The organism is Psychrobacter jeotgali (genome assembly GCF_904846315.1).
Classification (GTDB): Bacteria; Pseudomonadota; Gammaproteobacteria; order Pseudomonadales; family Moraxellaceae; genus Psychrobacter; species Psychrobacter jeotgali.
Window position 1 is genome coordinate 1,105,913 of record NZ_CAJHAF010000001.1, and the last position, 21,148, is coordinate 1,127,060.

General features: G+C 42.8%; 16 protein-coding genes. 8 read left to right on the forward strand and 8 right to left on the reverse strand.

Annotated features, from left to right (window positions below):
- Positions 1-208 precede the first annotated feature (208 nt).
- From JMX18_RS04480 to JMX18_RS04490, 3 genes are all read right to left on the reverse strand, one after another.
- The gene (locus JMX18_RS04480) at positions 209-1,141 is read right to left on the reverse strand and encodes an ATP-binding cassette domain-containing protein (protein ID WP_201584899.1); all 933 of its coding nucleotides are present in this window, start codon (positions 1,139-1,141) and stop codon (positions 209-211) included.
- A 70-nt stretch (positions 1,142-1,211) separates the two neighbouring features.
- A complete protein-coding gene (locus JMX18_RS04485; RefSeq protein WP_201584901.1) occupies positions 1,212-3,176 on the reverse strand; it encodes a glycine betaine ABC transporter substrate-binding protein in 1,965 nt (654 codons plus the stop codon).
- Between the two features lie 256 nt (positions 3,177-3,432).
- Positions 3,433-4,905 carry a coniferyl aldehyde dehydrogenase gene (locus JMX18_RS04490; RefSeq protein ID WP_201584903.1) on the reverse strand — a complete coding sequence of 491 codons (1,473 nt, stop codon included), beginning with the start codon at positions 4,903-4,905 and terminating at the stop codon, positions 3,433-3,435.
- 258 nt (positions 4,906-5,163) lie between these two features.
- Between JMX18_RS04490 and lipB the strand changes: the two genes are divergently transcribed.
- The 3 genes from lipB (at position 5,164) to JMX18_RS04505 (ending at position 7,338) form a co-directional block, all read left to right on the forward strand.
- Positions 5,164-6,027: a lipoyl(octanoyl) transferase LipB gene (gene lipB, locus JMX18_RS04495; RefSeq protein WP_201588223.1), complete on the forward strand. Its 864-nt coding sequence runs from the start codon at positions 5,164-5,166 to the stop codon at positions 6,025-6,027.
- A 177-nt stretch (positions 6,028-6,204) separates the two neighbouring features.
- Positions 6,205-6,735 carry an inorganic diphosphatase gene (locus JMX18_RS04500; protein ID WP_201584905.1) on the forward strand — a complete coding sequence of 177 codons (531 nt, stop codon included), beginning with the start codon at positions 6,205-6,207 and terminating at the stop codon, positions 6,733-6,735.
- Positions 6,736-6,870: 135 nt separating this feature from the next.
- Positions 6,871-7,338, forward strand: coding sequence for a hypothetical protein (locus tag JMX18_RS04505; RefSeq protein ID WP_201584907.1), 468 nt, complete (start codon positions 6,871-6,873; stop codon positions 7,336-7,338).
- A 33-nt stretch (positions 7,339-7,371) separates the two neighbouring features.
- Here JMX18_RS04505 and dusB read toward each other — a convergent pair whose 3' ends face one another.
- The 3 genes from dusB to JMX18_RS04520 form a co-directional block, all read right to left on the reverse strand.
- Positions 7,372-8,424, reverse strand: a complete 1,053-nt coding sequence (gene dusB, locus JMX18_RS04510) for a tRNA dihydrouridine synthase DusB (RefSeq protein ID WP_227674559.1) — start codon at positions 8,422-8,424, stop codon at positions 7,372-7,374.
- Between the two features lie 120 nt (positions 8,425-8,544).
- On the reverse strand, positions 8,545-10,590 hold the full coding sequence (locus JMX18_RS04515; RefSeq protein ID WP_227674560.1) for a BCCT family transporter: 2,046 nt from the start codon (positions 10,588-10,590) through the stop codon (positions 8,545-8,547).
- A gap of 326 nt (positions 10,591-10,916) precedes the next feature.
- Positions 10,917-11,357, reverse strand: a complete 441-nt coding sequence (locus tag JMX18_RS04520; RefSeq protein WP_201584917.1) for an HIT family protein — start codon at positions 11,355-11,357, stop codon at positions 10,917-10,919.
- 206 nt (positions 11,358-11,563) lie between these two features.
- Here JMX18_RS04520 and JMX18_RS04525 point away from each other — a divergent pair, with 206 nt between their 5' ends.
- The 3 genes from JMX18_RS04525 (at position 11,564) to JMX18_RS04535 (ending at position 16,005) form a co-directional block, all read left to right on the forward strand.
- The gene (locus tag JMX18_RS04525) at positions 11,564-12,316 is read left to right on the forward strand and encodes a hypothetical protein (protein WP_201584918.1); all 753 of its coding nucleotides are present in this window, start codon (positions 11,564-11,566) and stop codon (positions 12,314-12,316) included.
- Positions 12,317-12,671: 355 nt separating this feature from the next.
- Complete coding sequence (gene ilvD, locus JMX18_RS04530) at positions 12,672-14,558, forward strand: dihydroxy-acid dehydratase (RefSeq protein ID WP_201584925.1); 1,887 nt, start codon at positions 12,672-12,674, stop codon at positions 14,556-14,558.
- 196 nt (positions 14,559-14,754) lie between these two features.
- Positions 14,755-16,005, forward strand: coding sequence for a cation:proton antiporter (locus JMX18_RS04535; protein WP_201584933.1), 1,251 nt, complete (start codon positions 14,755-14,757; stop codon positions 16,003-16,005).
- 217 nt (positions 16,006-16,222) lie between these two features.
- On the opposite strand, the gene JMX18_RS04540 is transcribed toward JMX18_RS04535, so the two are convergent.
- The gene (locus JMX18_RS04540) at positions 16,223-17,590 is read right to left on the reverse strand and encodes a serine hydrolase domain-containing protein (RefSeq protein ID WP_201584935.1); all 1,368 of its coding nucleotides are present in this window, start codon (positions 17,588-17,590) and stop codon (positions 16,223-16,225) included.
- Between the two features lie 241 nt (positions 17,591-17,831).
- On the opposite strand from JMX18_RS04540, the gene JMX18_RS04545 reads away from it, so the two are divergent.
- Entirely contained in the window at positions 17,832-19,409 is a 1,578-nt protein-coding gene (locus tag JMX18_RS04545) for a phosphatase PAP2/dual specificity phosphatase family protein (protein ID WP_201584943.1), read from the forward strand.
- Positions 19,406-20,293 (forward strand): phosphatidate cytidylyltransferase, encoded by an 888-nt coding sequence (locus JMX18_RS04550; RefSeq protein WP_201584945.1) that lies wholly within the window; start codon positions 19,406-19,408, stop codon positions 20,291-20,293. The genes JMX18_RS04545 and JMX18_RS04550 overlap by 4 nt, the downstream gene beginning before the upstream one ends.
- A gap of 9 nt (positions 20,294-20,302) precedes the next feature.
- Here JMX18_RS04550 and JMX18_RS04555 read toward each other — a convergent pair whose 3' ends face one another.
- Positions 20,303-21,142 carry an SDR family NAD(P)-dependent oxidoreductase gene (locus tag JMX18_RS04555; protein ID WP_201584947.1) on the reverse strand — a complete coding sequence of 280 codons (840 nt, stop codon included), beginning with the start codon at positions 21,140-21,142 and terminating at the stop codon, positions 20,303-20,305.
- Positions 21,143-21,148: the final 6 nt, after the last annotated feature.

Here is a 21,148-nt window from a genome sequence, read left to right on the forward strand (position 1 = left end):
ATAAAGTTAGTTCAATATAAAAACGATACAGCGGGACTGAGATATATTTTTTGCAGCCTCTGTCGGCGTAGGCACAGCACGCCAGAAAAATTTATCCCAGTCCCGCGTTGAAATATAATGTATCTGCTTTGTTTGCAATTGACTATAGTAAAGCTACCAAACCACCTTTTTATAGTTGCCAAAACACAGCTATATCAGCGAAATGCTTTTAATGCTTAGCCGTCATAAACTGCGCCACATAGTCGTCCGCAGGATTGTCTCTGAGCTCGCTTGGCGTACCGGTTTGAATCAAACGTCCGCCATTTAAGATACTAATACGCTGACCTACTTTAACCGCTTCATCGATATCATGAGTGATAAATACAATGGTTTTATTCAGCCGTGCTTGCAACTCAAGCAACTGATCTTGCAGTTGCGCACGAATCAATGGATCAAGTGCAGAGAAAGCCTCGTCCATCAGCAAAATTGGATTGTCTGTTGCCAGTGCCCGTGCCAGCCCGACTCGCTGCTGCATGCCGCCCGATAACTCGTCAGGATAGCTGTGCTCCAAATTAGGCAGACCCACTTCATTTAGCCAATGACGAGCGATATCATGACGCTCGCTCACACTCATTTTACGTACTCTTAAACCATAAGCGACATTTTGAATAACTGTCATATGCGGCATCAAACCAAAATGCTGAAACACCATACTGACCGTATGCTGACGATACTGCTGAAGTTCCTTATCATTTAACTCCAAAATATTAATAGCTGTACTTTCTACATGGTCTGCATGATTAGTATTTGTTTCATGCGCAGCTATATTATTAGTATTACCATCGGGTTTTACAGCGTCTGTCTGCTGCTTTTTTTGGCCATTGATAGTGGTATCCACCCATATCTTGCCAGTAGTCGGATCAATTAAGCGGTTGAGATGACGTATCAAGGTAGACTTCCCTGAGCCTGATAGTCCCATAATACAGTGCAGCTCCCCAGCCTTTATAGCCAAATTAACATCATAAAGGCCTACCGAATACCCCGTTTGCTGCTTAACCTGCACACTATCCATACCATCCGCCAATAATTTCAAAGCAGATTTTGCTTGATTATTATTAGCGTTATAAATCTTACTGATATTCTCTAAGCGGATATGATTCATTATTCTCTCGCAATTTTATTGACCCAGCCTTTTATGGTCGCTATTGGTCAAAAATTAAAAAATAAAACTGTTAACCAATGTTGTGACGCTTGCCCTCTTCGATCGTTCTTTGCCGAGCACGTTTGCCTTGACCAAAAGCTTGGCTGATGCGGTCGATAATAATAGCGATGATGACGATAGCAGTACCCGCTTGCAGACCTTGACCAATGTTAAGAGTTTGAATAGATTGCAGTACGTCCTCACCCAATCCTGGCGCCCCAATCATAGAAGCCAACACTACCATAGCCAGCGACATCATGACCGCCTGATTAATCCCCGCCATAATACTAGGCAGCGCTTGTGGTAATTTAATCCAAATCAACAACTGCCAATGAGTACTCCCAAATGAGCGCCCGGCTTCAATCATTTCATGGTTCACTTGGGTAATACCCAAAGTCGTCAAGCGAATGAGCGGCGGCAGTGCATAAATAATAGTGGCAAATAGAGCAGGTACTTTACCAATACCAAATAACATCAGTACCGGTATCAAGTAAACAAAGCTTGGCATGGTCTGCATTACATCAAGAATCGGGGTGATAACTTTACGTAATAAAGCACTACTCGACATCGCAATACCAATAGGAATACCAACTACCACTGTTATCAAAACTGACACTATCAATAGCGCGAAAGTATTGATCAAAGCTCCCCATAAGCCAAACGCACCAATCAAAAATAGTCCCAATCCACAAGCAATAGCAAACCAGATTTTGCGTACTCCAAACCAAGCGAGTACCGTCACCAAAGCTATGATAATCCAAGGAGGGATAATCGTCAGCAGCTTTTCAATAGGCAGCAATAAATAGGTCAAAGTAACACTACTGATACTACGAAAAACCTCGCCGTAGTTTCTAACTACCGTCGCCAAGGTTTTATTTAAAGGCTCCTCAAGCGACCATGATGGAAAGCTTGATGACCCTCCCAATAAGTTGTCATTGGAGGCTATGTTGTTTATTGGGGTATCGACATCGGTGTCACCTGCGACGCCGGACGCTAGACTAATACCTAAATCAGCAGCCAAGCTATTAGCAGCCTCAGCTGACAACCATGACTGCCAAATATCTGGGTTCTCACGTAAAAACTTAAGCGCTTGCTCATCGCCACTACGCTTATTTTCATTCATCTCTAAGATTGCACCATTAAGCTGATCAGGCGTAAACTGGACTTGTTCAAACGCCTCAATCAGCTCAGGATTACTATCCAGAAACGGCGTTGAGACAGCAATAGCTAGTGGGGAGACAGGGAAGCCTGATATACAATCAGAAGTACCATTAGCTAACAATAAGTCTTGCCAGCAGGTTTCATCGTGAGGGGGGAAGTCTAGCGGCGCAAAGTCATACTTGGCCATTAGGCCGGTAGGCTGCCAATAGTAGAATAGCAAAGGCTTACGCTGCTCAAAAGCTGAGGAGATCTCCGCATCAAGAGCCGCTCCGGTCCCAGGACTAGTGATATTGAATAGCTGATCGAAGCCTGTATTTTTGAGCAAGCGCACGTTAAATACCTCACAGGCCCAACCTGCCGGACAGTTCATAAAACGGGCTTCACCAGGGTTTTCAGGGTCTGCAAACAGCTGTGCATAATCTGGTAAATCATGATAGCTACGTAGACCCGGATTGTCGTCCATAACGTACTGCGGTACGTACCAACCTTGGGTTGCACCGCCCTCTAACGTATCGCCTATCACTTTAATTTTATTATCAGCGATGGCTTGCTCTAAAATAGGCGAGCGCCCTATCCATTGTTCGCCTATTACCTGAATATCATCTTGTAAAAGAGCGTTTTCGAGCGCAGGCCCTGCTCCAGGAACTTCCTCAACGGTGCAGCCATAACCATTTTCGGTAATATATTTGAGTACTCCCGTAGTAAACTGCCCACTCTCCCACGTCAATGAGCCAAACTTGATAGGCGTATCACATACTGATGACGAAGCTGCTGCTGATAAAGGCAACAACCATGACGTTATTAACAGTAAACTTAAAGTGATCCATTGGCGCATACGCTGTCCTATCTGTTATCCGTTTATTATTGCTTAGCTTACTTACTATTATGATGGCTTACTAAGCGTTTTTGATATATAACAACAATTGTATCTATAAAAAAATATTATCAGACCCTACCTAACTGTAATTAAATATCATTTTTAAACCCTAGTTTGTATAAACTAGCAGTTTTTGATAGCTCCTTTTGTAAAAAAAAGCACTTATGAAAATAAGTGCTCTTTAAATTACAATATAAGTAGGGCTGAATGCTCTTTATTTTAGCAACAAAGCCATGCCTTTCTTGAACAGCTCCCCATAAGGCGGTAGCAGCAAATTCAGACCATTTAGTTTTGATTGTACAAACACGGGTTTCATATGACTCAAACGCTCAAACCCTGCTTTACCATGATAGGCTCCCATACCCGAATGCCCCACGCCGCCAAATGGCAGATCATGCTGAGCAACGTGCATAATCACTTCATTAATACAGACCCCGCCTGATACCGTATGGGCACGCACTTTATCAATATCTCGATTATTATCACCAAAGATATATAGCGCTAAAGGACGTGGACGTGCATTGATAAACCCAATAGCATCATCGAGGGTGTCATAGTGCATTAAAGGCAAGACCGGTGCAAAAATCTCATTCTGCATTACTTCGCTATCAGTCTCAGGGTTAGTTACAACTACTGGTGGCAGTAAACGGCTTTCGGCATCAGCAGCCACATCAGTAAGCGGCTGCACCACATCATTAGGCAGATCTTCTAAATAGCCTTGGACACGCTGAAACTGATCATCATTAATAATATGACTATAATCTGGGTTATTAGCAATATTGGGATAATGCTTTTGCATCCATTCTTTGGCAAGCTCAATAAAACGCTGATGATATTGACGCTGAATCAGCACATAGTCAGGAGCAATGCAGGTTTGACCGGCATTGAGGGTTTTGCCCATCATCACTCTATTGACCGCAGCTTCTAAATTAGCATCATCCAAGATAATGACTGGTGACTTACCACCCAGCTCCAACGTTACTGGCGTTAAGTTTGGCGCTGCTGCTGCCATGATCTTCTTGCCAACCGCCGTTGAACCGGTATAAAGCAGATGGTCAAAGGGTAGCTTGCTAAATGCTTCAGCAATATCGACTTCACCTAATACCACACTGATCATATCTGGGGAAAAATAATGGGCAATCTTTTTAGCAAAGGTTTCAGCAAATTCAGGCGCCGCCTCACTCATCTTAATCATGATCCGATTACCAGCGGCTAAAGCATCAATCATGGGCCCTATCGCTAAATATAGTGGATAGTTCCACGGCACCATGATACCCACAACCCCCAGCGGCTGTGGTTGAATCTCGTTATGAGCGGGCAAATATAAAGGTGAAATTGAAGCTCGGCGAGTTTTCATCCACGATTTACCGTGCTTTTTAGCATGGCTGATTCCCGTAAAGCTAGGGAACAGCTCGGCGAATTGGGTTTCTGAGACACTGCGATGACCAAAGTCTGCACTGATGGCTTTGGCTAAACTGTCTTGATTATCACTAAGTAAGGTCTCTAAGTTATTTAGCTGGGCTTCACGAGTTGGCCAATCAACGATAGGCTGACTACGGCTAAGCATTTGCATATGTGCAAATTGGGCTTGCATCTCCTCAGTATTTCTTATGATACTGAGCGCTTTATGAGGGTTGCTAGTGGTTGGATCGTTCGCTTGTTGATTAGTCTGATTATTATCCGTCATAAGTTATCCTTGTTATATATACTAAAATGAAAACATCTGCTTCAATCGCTATTCAATGTAGCCTATTGATTCGGAAATGAAAAGCAGGATTTACGTACTACTGGTTCGGTTAGAGTTATTTGGATCGCCTGCATTATGCCGATTTAAACTTAGATGAAGGTTATAAAAACTGTTAAAATTAGTCTTAATAACATTTAATTTATAAATAATAACGGGCAATAACTATCAAAGGTTATCTTGATGCAAAAACCAACACTAATGACAGAGGGTAATCCAAAAGCTGTCTCAAAAATCACAGATACCCTTATAAGAAAATCGCTAATTGCTGCTGATTATAATACCACCCATGAGGCGATGCTGGCACGTACCCTTGAGCGTATTGCATTAAAAAAGGCGGGTCAACGAACGCCTGACGAGCTTTGGATAGTCGATCATAATGATGTTTATACTCTCGGCCAGGCGGGTAAAGAAGAACATATCTTACAGCGAACGGACACTCCTATTATCAAGACCGACCGCGGTGGTCAAGTGACTTGGCATGGGCATGGGCAGCTGGTTATTTATTTCTTATTTGATTTAGGTAGTTTGAACTGGGGGGTGCGCAATCTGGTCTCTCATGCTGAACAAGCATTAGAAGATGTGGTCAGCGCTTGCCTAAATAAGTACTTATTATCGAGCAGTAATACCGCTAATACTACCTCCAGTATCAAAGCTTGTGCCCGCCGTGATGCTCCAGGCGTTTACTTATACAGCCACTTTGATAATAACGATGACGCCATCATGCTGGGCAAAATAGCTTCGCTGGGCTTTAAGATTAAACACGGTTTTAGCTATCACGGGATTGCCCTGAACCTAAATTGTGACTTGTCTGCTTTTAACGCTATCAATCCTTGTGGCTATGCTGGTATGCAGATGTTAAGGCTGGCTGACTTTATCGCAATGAGTGAAAATGCAGCTCACGCTACTGTGCCAAATGATTCGCTAAGCTATGAGCAAGTGACTCAAAAGCTGATCGATAATATTGCCAAGCGTCATGCAGGAGTGATTGAACTGCGTCCAACAGCGCCCTCAGAAGTGACGGCAAAAGAAGCATTGGTCGTCACAAAAATCCCTAAACCCTAGTTTATACCGCCGTTATGTTTAAGCTTGCATAACCTTTTGCCCGCTTAGACTTAAGCACGACAAGAAAATTTAAACCAAACTTGATATACTCGCACACCGCAGTATTTACAAACGATAGTATTCCCTTACCTTTAATCTTTGACCTTTGAGTCTTAAAAAACCAAATAGGAGTCCTTTATGGCTGATTTTAATAAAATTTTAGATGCAGGCGATGTTGATGGTGGCGTTATTAACGTAGTGGTTGAGATTCCAACCGGTAGCAGCCATAAGATTGAATGGAATCGTGAGCTAGCAGTGTTCGAGCTTGATCGTATCGATCCACAAATCTTTGCCAAGCCTTGCAACTATGGTTTTATTCCCCAAACTCTAGATGAGGACGGCGATGAGCTTGACGCACTGATTATTACTGAGCAGCCGCTGCCTACAGGTATCTTTTTAAAAGCTAAAGTTATCGGCGTGATGAAATTCGTCGATGACGGTGAAGTCGATGACAAAATCGTCGTCGTACCCGCTGACGACCGTGATACTGGCAACGCTTACAACAGCTTAGACGATCTACCAAAGCAATTGATCAACCAATTACACTTCCATTTCAGCCATTATAAAGACCTCAAAAAAGCAGGCACTACCGTGGTTGAGTCATGGGGCGATGTAGCCGAAGCTAAAGAAGTGATTAAAGAGTCTATTCAGCGCTGGAAAGATTTATAAATCGTTAATCTCTATAAAAAATGACTGATTAGCAATGCCGTAATCCTAAACGTGATTGCGGTATTTTTTTATGCTTGAGGTAAAGTTGCTATAATAGCTCTACTTTAGACCCGCCATGAAAAGGTAACTGTTATTATGTTCGATGCCGATCCAAAATCCAAGCCCGTAAATACTAAGCTACCAAAAGCGGTCATAATGATGATCGAAAAAGGCAACCTGGTAATGGCGATTAAAACTTTAGCTGCGGATGAAAATATAACTATGGATGCAGCAAAAGTACGCATCGATGCTTATGAGACTGAGATTAAGGTTAAACAGCAGCAAAAACTGAACACTATCGCCAGCAAGCAAGGGATTCCGAGTCAAGCTATTAACTTTGATAGAGAGCCTCCTGTTGATATACATCAAGAGCGACTAATTAAAAATCGAGTCAAAACTACTCAATCTGAGCAAAGCTTCAAAAGCTTGCAAAACGGTGTGGAAAATAAGTTGGGCAACTTAGGTTATAAAAAGCCATTAATTCCTTTTTGGGTCAAGCGTTTGCTGGTTATTGCAATTATTATGGTCGGCTTGTTTTTGATACTATGGCGGGTCTTTGGTTAATAATATATAAGAGCTTATTGAAATAAATAATAATTACTCGTGCGCCTGCAAGAATGCTTCAACCACTTTAAATTGTCCAGCGGTGCTCTCCTCACCATACATCGCTTGGCGAAAGGCGTTGGAGTCTGGAATGCCGGTGGTGTACCAAGCGATATGCTTGCGAGCGATACGGCAGCCTGAATATTCACCATAGAAATCATATAATTCTTGTAAATGCGCCAGTACGATCTGTTTAATCTCGCCAACGCTTGGCGCCGCTAATATCTCACCGGTACGCAAATAATGCTCAATATCACGAAACAGCCATGGCTGACCTTGTGCCGCACGCCCTATCATTACCGCATCACAGCCCGTTAATTCATAAACCTGTTGCGCCTTTTGCGCGCTATCGATATCGCCATTGGCAATCACTGGAATATTGATGCTGTCTTTAACTTCACGTATCAGCTCATACCTAGCTTCGCCTTTGTACATATCCTCACGAGTGCGTCCATGAATAGCGATAGCAGCTATTCCTGCTTGCTCGGCACGCTTAGCGACCCGCAAGATATTCTCGCGCCCGTTTTCAAACCCCAAACGGGTCTTTAGAGTCACTGGCGCATCGACAGCGTTAACTGCCGCATCTAGCAGACGAGCAACTAAATCCTCATCTTGTAGCAATGCTGAACCTGCCAGCTTGCGACAGACCTTTTTGGCTGGACAGCCCATATTTATATCGATAATCTGTGCGCCATTATCAATCTGATAACGTGCGGCTTCGGCCAGTTTATCTGGCTCTGCTCCTGCGATTTGTGCTGATATTGGAGCAATCTCGCCATCAAAATTGGCACGGTACAAAGACTTTTTGCGCGCATAAAGAGCAGTATCAGCGATAATCATCTCGCTGACTGCATGCCCTGCGCCAAAGGATTTACAGAGCCTACGAAACGGATTGTCGGTTACTCCTGCCATTGGTGCAACCATCAGGCGGTTCTCTATAGCCAAGCCCCCAATAATGAGCGGCTTTAATAATGGATGGTCATTAGCAATATGAGCTTGAGCTACAGGGGCTTGGGTATTGGGATGATTTAAGATATCTATTGACATAAAAAACGGCTTGATCTTTAAGCGAAACAAGCCGTTATTCTAAGGGTTCTTAGCTTTAATGCAAGCCATTCAAAAGAATAATTCGAATTAGCGAACATTAAATATTAGTAGTCAAACCAACTATTTATCAAACACACTGCCCTGCTCTAACGTCAGGTCTTCATCATGCTGCTGCATCCGCCATGGTAAGCTATCAGGCGATACATTCAGGAAGTGCAGATATTTCTCAAACTGATCAATAATATCATTGATGACAGCTTCCGACTGATAACCGTATAAATCATAGGTTTGCCCCCCGCGGCGTAAATAAACTTCCGCACGGTGGTAATGTTCTTGCGGTAAGTCATTCGCTACCCCTTCCGTATAATAGTCTGGCAACTCGTATTCAGATAAGCGCACCTCATACCAAAACTCGACGTCATCACCACGTTGCAGCTCAAGTACGGCGCGGTTATTGACTTCATCGTAATTGACTTCAGGTATCCAGCCAGTCTCCGCAAACTTCTTTGAGACCTCCGTCATGGATGGCATGACTACCTCTTTGATATAAGCCAATACATTGTCGCGGGTTGGCTGATTAGTGATATAGTCAATCCGATCACGCCATGCTGAGGGTTTCAGCAAATGCGGTGGTATTCTATTGTCTTTATCCAAGCTTTGATTACGATGTCCCTCGATACGTAGCGCACGCCACATACCAAATATCGCAATTAATATAATAATAGCAAAAGGCAAAGCACTAACGATCGCAGCCGTTTGTAAAGCGGTTAGTCCACCCGCAATCAACAAGACAGAAGCCACAGCACCTTCCGTTATGACCCAAAAAGAGCGCTGCCACCAAGGTGTATCGCTACGACCACCAGCCGCTAACGAATCAATGACCAGCGAACCTGAATCCGATGAGGTCACAAAAAAGGTAATAATTAATAGAACCGTTAACGACGAGACAAACTCAGTAAAAGGTAAGTTTTCTAATAACTTGAATAACGCAATCGCTTGGTTGTTTTGCACCTCGGTGATTAATGAGGTGTAACCATCGTTCATAATCATGCTAAGTGCTGTATCACCAAATACCGCAAACCAAAAGAAAGTAAAGAAAGTAGGAACCAACATCACCCCAAATACAAACTCACGGATGGTGCGGCCACGGCTAATTTTGGCGATAAATAGACCGACAAAAGGAGCCCATGCAATCGTCCATGCAAAGATAAACAAGGTCCAGTTACTGATCCAATCGCTGAGCTGATACGCTTGCAAGCTGAAGGTACGCTCAACGATATTACCTAAATAACTGCCGGTATTTTCCATAAAAGCGTTAAGAATAAATATCGTAGGACCGACGATAAAGACAAAGATCATTAGAGCTGTTGCCAACACCATATTTAGGATAGATAACCGCTTTACGCCTTTATCCATGCCCGCCAATACTGAGACCAACGCTGCTACAGTTATTAGCGCAATAGTAATGACCTGCACGGTCGTACTGACTGGTATTAAATCTGGTAGTAGATAATTCATACCTGCATTAATTTGCGATACTGAGAGACCCAAACTGGTCGCAATACCGAACATCGTACCCAAAATAGCAAACACATCCACCGTATGACCGATGGGACCATGGATTTTGTCACCAATCAACGGATATAGGGTGGAGCGCATGGATAACGGTAAACCATGGCGAAAAGAGAAATATGCCAACGATAAGCCGACTACGCCATAAATCGCCCAAATATGAAAGCCCCAATGGAAATAAGCAATCTGCATCGCTTCTTTGGCAGCAGCAATAGTTTGGGGCTCAGACAAGGGCGGGCTGGCAAAGTGCAGTACTGGCTCAGCGACACCAAAGAATAATAAGGCAATACCGTAACCCGCCGAAAACAGCATAGCAAACCACTCAAGGAACTTGTATTCAGCCTCTCCATGGTCAGGGCCAAGCTTAATACTGCCGTAAGGCGAGAACGCCAGCACAATAATAAACATCAAGAAGATCGCCACCGCCAGCATATAAAACCAGCCAAAGGTCTCAGTGATGTAATTGAGCACATCACTGAATAATGCGCCTGCTGCTTCTGGGTTAATAGACGTACCAATCACTAATAAAATCATGACAACGGCTGCAGGTATGAATACTGGCAGCAAAATAGTAGAGCGAGGTAACTTATTCATAAAAGATAATATCCTCAAATTAAAGAAGCTTTTACTGAATGAAAAAGTCATTCGTAAAGGCAAAATGGAACAAATGTGCCCAATAAAGCATATTTTGTACCACACTCTTAAAGTGAACCCTAGACAGAAACCTGTCTTGTAACATTAATTTTACGATTGTTACATGAATATTACCAAGCAATGTACAATAAACAAAAAAAGGCAGCTTGCTAGCTGCCTTGTTATACCTATCAGGAATTCTCTCGAGAACATCCTACCTCGAAAACACCCTAATGATTCCAATGTAGGATATATAAATCCTATTCTATAAAAGCTTATTCAGACAATTAAGAGTCAATCGCCGCTGCCAACTGCTCAGCCATATTGGCGAGCTCGTCGCTATCGGCTTGCTTGGCCGCATGAATACCTAACTCATGAATACTACCCGGGATCAGATGCACGTGGTAGTGAAAGACGCTTTGACCCGCTTGGGCGCCATTTAGCTGCATCTGAATAATACCCTCGCGCTCGAACACTTGGCGCTGTGCTTGCATCACTTTTTTGGCGGTCATTAATACCGCAGCGGCAAATTCTGGCTCAAGGTCTACCAAATCGACGGCTTTTTGCTTTGGAATGACCAGTACATGGCCTTGCGCTTGCGGCATGATATCCATGAAGGCTAGGGTTTTATCGTCCTCATAAACCTTATGATAAGGGATATCACCATTTAGCATTTTGGCGAAGATATTATTGTCATCGTATTTAGTGTTCTGATTATTCTGACTCATTTTTATTCCTTTATTAAAGTTTAGATTTATAATATTAGTGATAAGAGTAATATAGTGGACGAAATATAGAGTAAGTACAAGTTACCGTTTAGCAGGTGCTATTCAGCCTGTTATAGTAATTGACTGGCAGATGAGCTTATTAATTGATTGGCGGGACATAGGCCATAAATGTTATATTAGTAATCAACATTAATAATGATAAGTTTATGAATTTGACTGCTTCGCCTAATTCTACTGACACTCACACCGAGCTATTTACTAGCGCTACGGCCGATATTGGTGCAGCTCATGATGACAATACCCTTGATATCAATAGTCAGCAAACCATTGACCCTAATACCCTTATTTTAGCAGAAGCACTCACTGATGCTACTATTGCTTGGCGTATTCATAACTGCAAAGTTAGTGAAAAAATAGTTACTCAAGATAAACTGCTACCGTTTTTGTACCACTACGATAGCTTAGATGACACTATTAAACAGACGCACCCATTAACGCCTGAGCTTTTGGCACAGTTTAATACGCCTATGACGGCAAGCACGGCGGCCAAACTTATCGGTATCGACGCCGAGTTGATCCCCTGTCCTTGGCATGTCAAAATAATCGGCTCGTTAGTGGTATTTAGCGAGGCTTTGCAGTTGGCAGTACGTCTACATTGGACCAATACGGGAAAAGATGCCCAGCAAATTTATACAAAAATAGAAGCCGACGCTATTGCTGCTGCCTTGAAACACTGGCAGTTCTTTGGCCGTATCGATGTTCTCTATAAGAACGACAAGCAGCCACTTATTAGTATTGATGAGCAGGGTGTAAGTGACCAGCCGATACTCAAAATTGATGCCAATGCGAATTATCAGCTATTACCAGCCAGCCACGCTCTCACTATTATTGCTAAAATCGAGGCCGATAAAGAGCAGTTGCCTTGGTTTGAGACAGCTATTTTAGAACGGATTGAGTAAGGTTTGAATGCTAAGTTAATTAATATTACCAAGCCTTTTAAATTACTCATATAAACGATAAGTTATAAAAAGAACATAATACTACTGGGATGCTTTCTTCTTAAAATATAGATTGCGCAGCATTGAAAGATGTATAGGCCAGCAGCTAGCAAGGAAAATTTATACCAGTAGCTCATCTAAATCTATATGACAGTGTTACTTTCAACTGACTATAGCTAATGGTATGGTAAGCCTTTAATATTATTCACTTGTGCTACCTTTATATAAAAAGCAAACTATTCCTATAAAACAAATACCTATATCAAAAATGTAGGTGATTTTTAAAGAAACCTCGCCTATCTGTAAGGAACATCACATGGATTATCGCTCAAAAACCTCTACCGGTGGTCGTAACATGGCAGGCGCACGAGCCTTATGGCGTGCGACTGGTATGACTGATGGTGATTTTGGCAAACCGATTATCGCCATCGCCAACTCTTTTACCCAGTTCGTCCCAGGCCACGTGCATCTAAAAGACTTAGGTCAACTGGTGGCCCGCGAGATTGAACGCGCTGGCGGCGTAGCAAAAGAGTTCAATACCATTGCCGTTGATGACGGCATTGCTATGGGTCATAGCGGTATGCTCTATTCCTTGCCTAGCCGTGATTTGATTGCAGACTCCGTTGAATATATGGTCAATGCTCACTGCGCCGATGCGCTCGTATGTATCTCTAACTGCGATAAGATTACCCCGGGTATGCTGATGGCAGCGATGCGCCTCAACATTCCGGTAGTATTTGTTTCAGGTGGTCCAATGGAAGCTGGAAAAGTTATAGCCAGCACCGTTGGTCAGAGCCATAACAACGAAAACACTAAAGGCGATACTATCCGCAAGCTCGATTTGGTCGATGCGATGATGGACGCTGCTGATGACACTATTAGTGATGAAGATGTGTTAGCGATTGAGAACTCAGCTTGTCCTACTTGTGGCTCGTGTTCGGGTATGTTCACCGCCAACTCGATGAACTGCTTGACCGAAGCTTTGGGCTTATCACTTCCTGGTAATGGTTCGCTGCTTGCCACCCATGCGCTACGCCGTGAGCTGTTCTTAGAAGCCGGTCGTACCATTGTTGATTTGGCTAAGCGCCGCTATGAACAAAACGATGACTCGGTATTGCCGCGCTCAATCGCCAGCAAAGCGGCGTTTGAGAACGCCATGAGCCTCGATATCGCTATGGGTGGATCAACCAATACAATCTTGCACCTATTAGCAGCGGCTAATGAAGCCGAAGTTGATTTTAAGATGGCCGATATCGATAGACTCAGCCGCCGTGTGCCGTGCTTGTCAAAAGTTGCACCCGCTACCCAAAAGTATCATATGGAAGACGTGCATCGGGCCGGAGGCGTAATGGCGCTACTTGCTGAGCTTGACCGTGCTAACTTATTAACCACTGATATTCCAACTATTCATAGTCCATCCATGCGTGCGGCTATCGATAAGTGGGACATTATGAATCCTGATAATACCGAAGCTCGGGCACGCTATATCGCTGCTCCGGGCGGCGTCCGTACTACTGAGGCATTCTCACAAGACAAAGAATGGCCCAATCTCGATGTCAACCGTGAATCGGGTTGTATTCGTAGCGTACAACATGCCTATTCAACCGATGGTGGTCTTGCCGTACTCTACGGTAATATCGCTGAGCGTGGCTGTGTAGTCAAAACCGCAGGTGTCGATGAGAGTATCCTAACCTTTACAGGTCGTGCACGTATCTTTGAATCACAAGATGATGCAGTAGCCGCTGTTCTTGATGATCAAATTGTTGCAGGCGACGTGGTTATCATTCGCTATGAAGGTCCAAAAGGTGGCCCAGGTATGCAGGAAATGCTTTATCCAACGACTTATCTTAAGTCTAAAGGTTTGGGTAAAGAATGCGCACTGTTAACTGATGGTCGTTTTTCTGGTGGTACGTCAGGCCTGTCGATTGGTCATGCCAGCCCAGAAGCGGCAGAAGGCGGAGCGATTGGTTTGGTAGAGGAAGGCGATATTATTAATATCGACATCCCTAATCGTAGCATTAATATCGATATTAGCGATGCTGATTTAGCCGCTCGCCGTGAGACCATGGAAGCTCGCGGCCGCGATGCATGGAAGCCTACTAGCCGTGAGCGCCATGTATCCCCTGCTCTTCGTGCCTATGCAGCAATGACCACTAGCGCTGACACCGGTGCAGTACGTGATGTGAGCCAAGTTGAACGTTAATAAAAGTATCTGACCATTATTTATCAAAAAGCCAGCATAATGCTGGCTCTTTGCATATTAAAGAACCAAAAAACAACGAAGCTCTTATGCTGATAACGTTTTTTTGCGGAATTAATTGTTATTTGCCTGCATCATAGTAAGTTTTATACTTGTCAAATCACATTAGTTATAAGACCTATAAGTGTATGCACATATTATGCTTGAAAATTATAATTTACTCTTACTAAGTAGCGGTGTAACGTTTTTACTAGGGGCATTGTTTCCACTGGTGTTTAAGCGTAGCCCTATCTCATTACCTATGATGCAGATAAGCTTTGGGGTAATGCTGGGCTACTGGTGGACCAGTTTGGTATTTTTAAGGCCATTAGATGACGGTCTAATTATTGAAAAGCTCACTGAAATTCTAGTACTGATATCCTTGGTTAGTGCGGGTATTAAGATTGACACTCCATGGTCTTGGCAAACATGGCGACCTACAGCGCGTCTACTGCTTATCACTATGCCTGTCTGCATTTTTGCGATGGCGGTTTTAGGTTATTATACTTTTGGTTTAACTGTAGGCGCAGCGGTGTTACTTGGTGCTATGCTTGCACCTACTGATCCGGTCTTGGCTGCTAGCGTTCAGGTAGGACCGCCCAATACTGGCGGTGAAGATATCACTCATTTAACGCTGACTTCTGAAGCTGGTCTGAATGATGGTTTGGCTTTTCCTTTTGTCTATCTGGCTATTAAGATTGCAGAAGCTCATAGTAAAGGTGATAGATTTACCGGCCAACTACTTTGGTCATGGTTTACTCATGATGTGTTGTGGCAAATTGGCGCAGGTTTCGCTGTAGGCGTAGTTGTTGGTAAACTGTTAGCTAAAGTCGTGTTCTCGCAGCGAGCTTGTGAGACCACAATATCTCAAGGTTATCTCGTTATTGCCTTGACTTTAATAACCTACGGAATAGCCGAATACGTTAACAGCTATGGATTTATTGCCGTCTTTGTTGCCGCTTTTGTGTTTCGCCGTTCAGAATTTGAAAATGACTATCATCAAAAATTGCACGACTTTGCTGAACAATCAGAGGGGCTGATGATGTCATTTATGATTGTGACTTTGGGTATCCTTTTGGGACAAGAGCTGCGAATAGGGGTTGAGATACCTTGGCAGGTCTATATGATAAGCTTTGTGTTTTTGATATTGATACGACCTATCGGCGGCATTATTGCCCTGACAGGGCTTGACATGCAGCGTACCGAAAAATATGCGATTGCAGCGCTCGGTATTCGCGGTATTGGTACCTTGTATTATCTATCTTATGCGCTCAATCAAGGTTACTTCAATGACGACGATGCTACTAAACTATGGATTGTAGCTTCCATTATTATCTTTGTATCTATCTTTTTTCATGGTATCAGTGCGCCGTGGTTGTTAAATATGACGCCAGATAAATCAGATAAGTAGTCTCAGTGTTTTAACCCTTTAGCTTTTTAGTTGTTTGTGCTACTAACTAAAGTTTAAAAGAAACTGTCGCTCAATTTAGGCCCTCGTAGGTTAGCGCCTGCTCAGCCTTGTACTCTTAAAACTTTTAAAAGCTGGGTTAAAAACCCAGCCTACATCAATGAGGCTTAATAGTTGAAGTTGGCATTAAAACAGATTAACCCTATCCAATACTATGATTTTAATCGCCGGTTTCATCAATCATTTCAAGCAATGCCTCAGTTAAGACAAACTGGCGAATATCATTCAGCATGGTCACATCAAAGTTATGTACAAAGGCAAACGACAACTTACGAGTTGGCTCACACCAAGCGACTGAGCCGTTGTAACCCATATGTCCAAAACCATCTTCAGTATCTGTACAAACGCTAAATAATTGATGGTAACCCAAGCGCCAATTCATATTGACCGGCATAACTGCATCCATGCCGCTCACTTGCGGCGTCGATAGTTCTGCAAATGTATCACTATCAATTAGCGTTTTACCATTCCACGTGCCGCCATTTGCCAGCATCGCATAAATAATGGCGAGCGCTCTAGCAGATGCCACCCCATTGGCCGCTGGAATGATCGCTTGCATGGTTTGGCTATTATGATAGTCGATAGGTTGTCTATTGGCCGGTACTAACGCCGCTCTATAATTATTGGCATTTATAGCACTATGGTCAAAATATAAACGATTAATTTGAATGGCGGTCAATTTCTCATTTGCCAGATCAGCAGCGCTGTCAGTAGCTAGTTTTTGCCAACAGTTATAACTTGGCAAATTGGCATAAGTCGCTAAGGTCTGCTCAGAATCAGGCTTTAACGTCGGTTTATGGCGTTTGCTGCGCAGCTCTGAGTCCTGATCAGCGCTTTCATTAGCGGTCTCAAAGTCCTTAACCAATTTAGCCACCTCATCTACTTTGGAAGCCGGAACCCCAAAATAGCAGCTATCAGCAATACCGAGCGGCTCGGTCAAATAATGACGTAGCGCCTGAGCTAAGGTCATATCAGTTACCGCTTCTATCAAAGCGCCCAATATCCAGCCATAAACCAGTGCGCTATAAGCAGACTCGTACTTTTGGTGCTGGTCAGGCTTAATTGGCGACATCGCAGCGACTTTTTCTTTCATCGCCTGCCAATTAAGCAACGCCTCGCTATCAGCATCGATGGAATTAATAGCAAATAAATCCGCTTGATGGAGCATCAGCGCCCGCAGTGTAATATCTGCTTTACCATTGGTTGCAAATTCAGACCAATAATGCGCAATGGGCGTATCGTAATCTAACAGTTGCTGCGATACCAGTACATGAGTGAGCGTTGCCAAAACCCCTTTACCAGTAGAGAAATTCAGCGACAAGGTATCCGCCTGCCATGGCTTATTAGTCTGCGCCATACCAACGCTGGTTTGTGCGATACATTCACCAGCTTGATAAACCACTAAGGCACCGCCTGCTGGGGCGTCATCTAGCTGCAAATCGGTCAATACCTGTTGTAACTGCTGCTGGATGTTGGGATTAATATTTTTACTGTTGTCGTCGCTGTTCTTTTTATGGTTATTGGTCATTTTGACTCCGTTTACTGTATTTGGTTTTTATGGTTTATAGATACTGATAATAAATGACTACATGATATTTTTCAAAGATAAAAACCGTTAAAAAACAGTAGATTTATGAATCAAATGAAATTGTAAAACCAAGCCAATGCTGACGACGTTTTTATGATTTAATATTCTGCTAACTTTTCTAATTTAAAGTCTCTACAGTTTTTGCTACTCAATTATGACTAAAGAATCAAAAATAACTCTAGTGAAACGTATACAAAATTTAGCAATTTCTTTAGGGCTATTTGCTCTGCTGTATTCACTGACTAATAGCTATGCCGAAAAAATATTTTTTGCCAATCAAACTAAGCATTTTCATACATCCAGTCACCTGCCGCAGGTAAAGGTTTATGTATTAGCTACTGCAATCGACACTCATATCCCTTTTATCGCAAGCATGATTGTACCTTATAGCTGGTCAATTACTCTATTTTGCGCCAGTTTTTTTATGGTAAAAACGCCGCGGCAGCTATCTTTATTGACGCAAAGACTGGTTTTAGCCACTCTTTTGGCCTGCACTGTCTTTTATTTGCTCCCAGCTAGATTTAGCTTTGAGCGTCCTTTTATCGATAACTGGACCCAGCTTGGCTATCAATTTTTGAGTGTGACGGACAAACCTTTTAATCAACTCCCTTCCTTACATGTCACTTATGCGCTACTATTAGGCATCACATTATGGCCGATTACCAGAGTAAATAATGAGCTTTTAACATCTACTTATCGCCTGCTGTTGTTTGGTATTTGTAGCTTAATCATCGCCTCTACGGTATTTACTTATCAGCATCATCTACTAGATATTGTCGGTGGCTTTTTATTAGCCGCCGTGGTTTTGATAGGGGTAAAAACATTACGTAGCTATTTGGTGCTTAAATATATAACCATCGCTATCACCGGGTTTTTACTGCTTGCTACGACTGGGTTTTTTCTAAGCTTATCTTTTAGCGTAGTCATCGAAGCGCTGTTTTTTGTATTCGCTTTATATTGGCTGATCAGCTTTTTAAGGGTGGCTTGGTTTTATCAAACCCCCGATCAAATCCGGAATAAACATTGCTTTAAAAAAGATAAGCAGGGCCGTTTGAGCTTAATGACTTGGGTTAAATTTGCGCCATTACTGCTAAGCTATCGTTTGCTAGCATATTTAGGACAGCGCTATGAGTTACGCGGGTTAAACAAAGGTAATTGCAGGCTGAGTACTGATAAAATACCCAGCTTATATCGCTTTATACATAACCTACAGCCCTACTATATTACAGATTGTATTTATGCCATAGCCACGCCGCGCTTGGCAACTGCTAATATCGCCCATTATATAGCTCTGACTATTACCAAAAGCGATATTAAACAAATTATCATAGTCGACCTTGCCGCAGAAGTACCCAGTCATTTTTTAACCTTAAAAAGAGCTATTAAAAACAATCTCGATGCGCCACCAAATATGTCAGTGACGCTAGATTATCTGTATTTGCCGTTATTAGATTTGCAATCTTTGGATGAGATTAACCCTCAAGATTTAATCCATTTATTTGTACAGCTAGATCAATTATTACTTACTAAACAGATAATTAAAGGCAAAATAATGATCAACTTTCACTGCGTTATGGGATTGTCTCGCAGCGTGGCGCTACAGGTTTTGTATCTGCTTTACTGCGGCAAATTAACGCCTGCTAATTATTTATTGTGGCTAAGCGAGCACTACCCAAACGCGCATATTAACGATGATTATTTACCAAAATCTATAGTAGAGCATATGGCTTTTGCGAAAACACACAAGAAGACGTTATGACCCTTGCCTCAGACCAATTTTTCATCGTCTTTATCGTGACCATAAATACGATTGTATGGGTATTATTTTTTATACCGCAAAATCGCCGCAAGCTGCCCAAAATTTACTTGATCGCGCGCTCGTGGTGGTGGATGCTGGCGTTGTTGTTCTCAAGCTACTTATTAAGCATTTATACGCCCTTTTGGTGGCTATTAGATGCGCTATTTGTGGTGATTGGTCTACGCGGGGGCTATGAGATAGTAAGGCTGCTACGTCACGACAGCAAAATTAAATTTATTGCCAAACTAAAAAGACAGCAAGATAAAGAGGCACAAGAGAGCAATGCTGGAATAACTGTGATTCCTGTAACCAATGCCGCTATTCCTACGAAGCGTTTTAGAAGTATCAGCTTATTGGATATTGGATTTTTGATCGTATTTATTGGTTTAATCGCTAGTCTTATTCTGCTCAGCCGATTGACCATAATCCGTGAGCAGCCAGGCGTATTACTATTTGTATTATTCGCCAGTCAGTTTAATGATATCGCCCAGTACCTATGCGGACGCTGGATGGGTAATCGCTGGTTTAAACGTAAGCTTGCCCCCATTATCAGTCCTAATAAAACCATTGAAGGCGCATTATTAGGCAGCTTATTGTCGGCCAGTTTGGCGACAGTGTTAGGATTGTGGCTCACTCCGTTTTCAGCGCTAGTATGTTTCGGTATTGCTTACTTTTTGGCCGTTAGCGGTATCGCGGGTGATTTATTTGAGTCGGCCTTTAAGCGTCGCCACGGTATTAAAGACACTGGAACCATGCTGGCAGGACATGGCGGTATTTTAGACCGCGTGGATAGTTTATTACTTGGTGTGCCTGTTTTTACGGTGGTTTATTGGTTGCTGGGTTAATTTACCGAGCTATTTATCTAGTCTTTTGTGCATTACCCAATTAAGAACACGTTTGGGAGTTTTATCTAAAGCTCGCGTAAGATAACGCATTGATTTTGGAAAGACTGCCAGCTCAAGGTTATCTGCTATAGCCTTCATGATATGCTCTACCGCTGCTGCTTGTGTCATGATAAAAGGTTTATGACTGGCATCACCATGGTTAAGATCACGTAGAGTTTGGGTGTCGACATATCCGAGGGCGATACAATTGACGTTGATGTTAAAGGGTTTTAGTGCTAAACGATAGGCGCTAGCAGTCACTATCATCGCACGTTTGCATTTGGCATAAAGACTGGCGTATGGATAATTAATGGTGCCGGCAATGGAGGACAGACAAACTAATGATGGATTTTGATCGTTGCCGTTTAAGTCTGTCTTATTATGGCGATTATTGATTTTCAATTGCTCGCTTGCCCATGCAAATATTGCTTGAAACGCTTGCAAATTAACCGCTAGCATATAAGCACTATCTTGCTGGTTTAAATAAGAAGTGCGTTCGTTTAGATACCAACCTGCACAATATATTAAACGCTCAAATTTATACCCCTCTAACTGCTCAAATAATTGTCTTCGCTCGTTATCATCAGTAATATCACATTGCAGCGTTGAAATACGCGGCTGCTCTTTATTAAGCCGCTGGATTTTTTCGCTACTACTACCGACCACCACGATTTGCCAGCCCAGTGCGAGATGCTTTTTTGCTAAAGCTAGGCCTATGCCGCTGGTACCGCCAATAATGACGACGCAAGGTTTAGATAGCTCATTTGACGACTGAGAAAGTGATGACACTTTTATATTAGCAGTCTGCATAGTATT